This window comes from Deferribacterota bacterium (assembly GCA_034189185.1).
In the GTDB taxonomy this organism is placed as follows: domain Bacteria; phylum Chrysiogenota; class Deferribacteres; order Deferribacterales; family UBA228; genus UBA228.
In genome coordinates, this window is record JAXHVM010000208.1 from 1 (window position 1) to 2843 (window position 2843).

Below are 2843 nucleotides of genomic sequence, written 5' to 3' on the forward strand. Positions count from 1 at the left end.
CCAGATAATAGACCACAAATTGTTATTATAGGCAGATAGGGCATTAAAATTTTAAGTAGCATAGAACCAGTTTTTAACACTTCTTGCTGCTCATAATACCCAGGCATAAAAAATATAATTATATATTTAGAAAATATTATAAATATAAAAACAATTATAACGGTTATTATAAAAATAATGCTTATTAAACTACTTAAATATTTTAACGCAGAATATCTGTTCCTTGCTAATTTATCACTGAATATTGGCACAAATGCTGACGCCAAAGCACCTTCTGCAAAAAGCGCCCTAAATAAGTTTGGAATTGCAAAAGCTATAAAAAAAATATCAGTAATCTTTGTGGCACCAAAAAAGGAAGCAATCGAAATATCTCTAAAAAGTCCACAAATCCTGCTTAATATTACACCAATACCTGATTTATAAACACTAAACCTAAAGGGATTTGTTTTCATATATAATAATGTTCTTTACATAAATTTATATCACTTGTATAGTAAATAAAATAATTAATATTAAAGAGTATTAATAATTGACTAAATCTGAATTAATTAAAGAAGTTTACAAAAATAACCAAAACCTAAATAAAAAACACATTGAATTTATTATAAATGAAGTATTTAACCAAATTAAAATAGCTCTAAGTGATGAGAATAGGGTTGAAATAAGAGGATTTGGGACCTTTCACACTCGAATAAATAAACCAAAAATTGCAAGAAACCCCAAAACTGGCAAACAGATAGTAACGAAAGCCAAAATACATCCAACATTTAAACCAGGCAAAGATATTAAAAAGCTATTGATCGAAAAATCAAAGGAGTTAAATCTTAAATAACGATCTATTTACGATTTACAACTAGCACAAGAGGCAGACGAACAGGAAGAACAGCTGCTACCTTTGCCAGATGCAATTCCTGTGGTCGAAAAAGTTGAAAACAGCTTAGTTATATTAGTAGAATTGCATGATGGGCATGCTATATTTGTAAAGTTACTACCATAAACTAGCTTTGTAAACTTTTCACCACAATCCCCGCATCTATATTCATACAAAGGCATTATTAAATTACCCTATTTATTAATATATTTTTTTAATGCATCTTCATATACGCTTTTAGCTTGTACACCTATAAATTGTTCAACAATATTGCCTTTATCAAAAATTATAACTGTTGGTATGCTCATAATACCATATTTAGCTGCAAGATTTTGATTTTCATCAACATTTACCTTCACTACTTTTACTTTGCCATCGTAATCTTTTGATAATTGCTCCAATAAAGGTGTAAGCATTTTACATGGCCCGCACCACTCAGCCCAAAAATCAACTAATACAGGTGTATCACTCTTTAACACCTCTTCTTCAAAACTATCTTCATTAATAACTTGAGCCATATGATACCTCCAATTGACAACTTGTAATTTTACAATATAAATTATATAAAATTAATTGTCAATATAATTTACATTTTATCAATTATAAATACAACTATTATTATATGGGCAAAATCTACAACTATCAGAGTATATAAATTTACATTTATATATTATGCCTAGTCGCGTTAATGAGAAATCAAACTTAACTGGATCATTTGAGGATATTTTTTTGAAATATTTATCTAAGGCATTAATATTTTTATAATTACATTGTTTATACTTGATTAAACCAGTGTTATATGCAAAATTCAATATATGTGTATCTAGTGGATATTTTAACTCCTTAGGTGAATAGTTTTTCCAAAGACCTAAATCTATAGAATCTTTTCTTACCATCCACCTAAAAAACATATTATATCTTTTTGAGGTTAGATAATTATCCTTTGGGAATAAAAAATAATAACCCCTGCCAGCAGATCTATTTGCCCCATATGTTCTAGCAAATTCTATAAATTTAGTGTAGGCTAATTCTAAATTATTAGAAAATGAAAGAAAGAAATTCTCTAGAGAATTAAAATTAGTATATACATATTTTAAAAGGCTAACTAATATTTTTATATCCTTTGAGTTTTGAAATCTATAATAGATATCTTTATCAAAGGTGCTATTAATATTAAAAGGATCCCTGCCAATAGAAATAAAAAACTTCTTTAAAAATTTTTTTATACTATTTACCCTACCATAAGAGAATATAGCTGTAATAAATGATATATATTCTTTATGCCCTTCTAATATATATACTAGCTCAAGGGGATCACTTTTAATATATATGGAGTTGTTAAACTCTTTATATATTTGATGATAAAAATTAGTTCTGCTTCTTGCAAGAATTACATTTTCCATATAAAACTATTTCATATCCATCAATATCCCCATAACCATCTAGATCTTTAAATAAATCCTTCTGGTTAATTTCAATATCATATAGAGAACCACAGTATTTACAATAGAAATGGCCGTGCAGCTCTGTATCTGGGTCAAACCTGCAACTCTTTTCATCTGTTTTAAGCTGCCTAACAATCCCTTGCTTAACTAAAATCTCCAATGTATTATATACAGTTGCAAAGGACATATTTTTCTTTTCCTTTCTTATGTTCTCAAATATATCTATTGCTGTTGGATGATTTTTATTACCATCTAAATATTCAACAATCCACATCCTTGGTTTTGTTACCTTTAAACCACTTTTCTTCAACGCTTCAATTGCATTATCTTTAAACATTATTGCCTCCTAATCAACAACAATTATGTTTTCTCTCACAAAATAAGAGTTAGTATAATTATAATTCCAAAAATTAAAAAAATCAATGATATTAAAACCTCCCTTATTATTAACTTTAAATTTTAATCTATTCTCCCCGTAGTCAATTAAAAAATCATCTATCTTTATAAGCTTCGTATTACCCTTTTTG

At 27.6% G+C, this 2843-nt stretch carries 7 protein-coding genes; 1 reads left to right on the top strand and 6 read right to left on the bottom strand.

Going from position 1 to position 2843, the window contains the following annotated elements; genetic code table 11:
• The coding region (locus tag SVN78_09955) for a lipid II flippase MurJ (GenBank protein MDY6821929.1) at window positions 1-452 on the bottom strand (452 nt) is incomplete at its 3' end.
• 77 nt (window positions 453-529) lie between these two features.
• On the opposite strand from SVN78_09955, the gene SVN78_09960 reads away from it, so the two are divergent.
• Window positions 530-832, top strand: coding sequence for an HU family DNA-binding protein (locus SVN78_09960; protein MDY6821930.1), 303 nt, complete (start codon window positions 530-532; stop codon window positions 830-832).
• An 8-nt stretch (window positions 833-840) separates the two neighbouring features.
• Here SVN78_09960 and SVN78_09965 read toward each other — a convergent pair whose 3' ends face one another.
• The 5 genes from SVN78_09965 to SVN78_09985 form a co-directional block, all read right to left on the bottom strand.
• Complete coding sequence (locus SVN78_09965; protein ID MDY6821931.1) at window positions 841-1053, bottom strand: zinc ribbon domain-containing protein; 213 nt, start codon at window positions 1051-1053, stop codon at window positions 841-843.
• A gap of 12 nt (window positions 1054-1065) precedes the next feature.
• The gene (gene trxA, locus SVN78_09970) at window positions 1066-1389 is read right to left on the bottom strand and encodes a thioredoxin (protein MDY6821932.1); all 324 of its coding nucleotides are present in this window, start codon (window positions 1387-1389) and stop codon (window positions 1066-1068) included.
• A 78-nt stretch (window positions 1390-1467) separates the two neighbouring features.
• Window positions 1468-2274: a TIGR02757 family protein gene (locus SVN78_09975; protein ID MDY6821933.1), complete on the bottom strand. Its 807-nt coding sequence runs from the start codon at window positions 2272-2274 to the stop codon at window positions 1468-1470.
• A complete protein-coding gene (locus SVN78_09980; protein ID MDY6821934.1) occupies window positions 2240-2653 on the bottom strand; it encodes a Fur family transcriptional regulator in 414 nt (137 codons plus the stop codon). The genes SVN78_09975 and SVN78_09980 overlap by 35 nt, the downstream gene beginning before the upstream one ends.
• A 9-nt stretch (window positions 2654-2662) precedes the next feature.
• Window positions 2663-2843, bottom strand: a 181-nt coding sequence (locus SVN78_09985; protein ID MDY6821935.1) for a hypothetical protein, incomplete at its 5' end; no start/stop codon positions are given.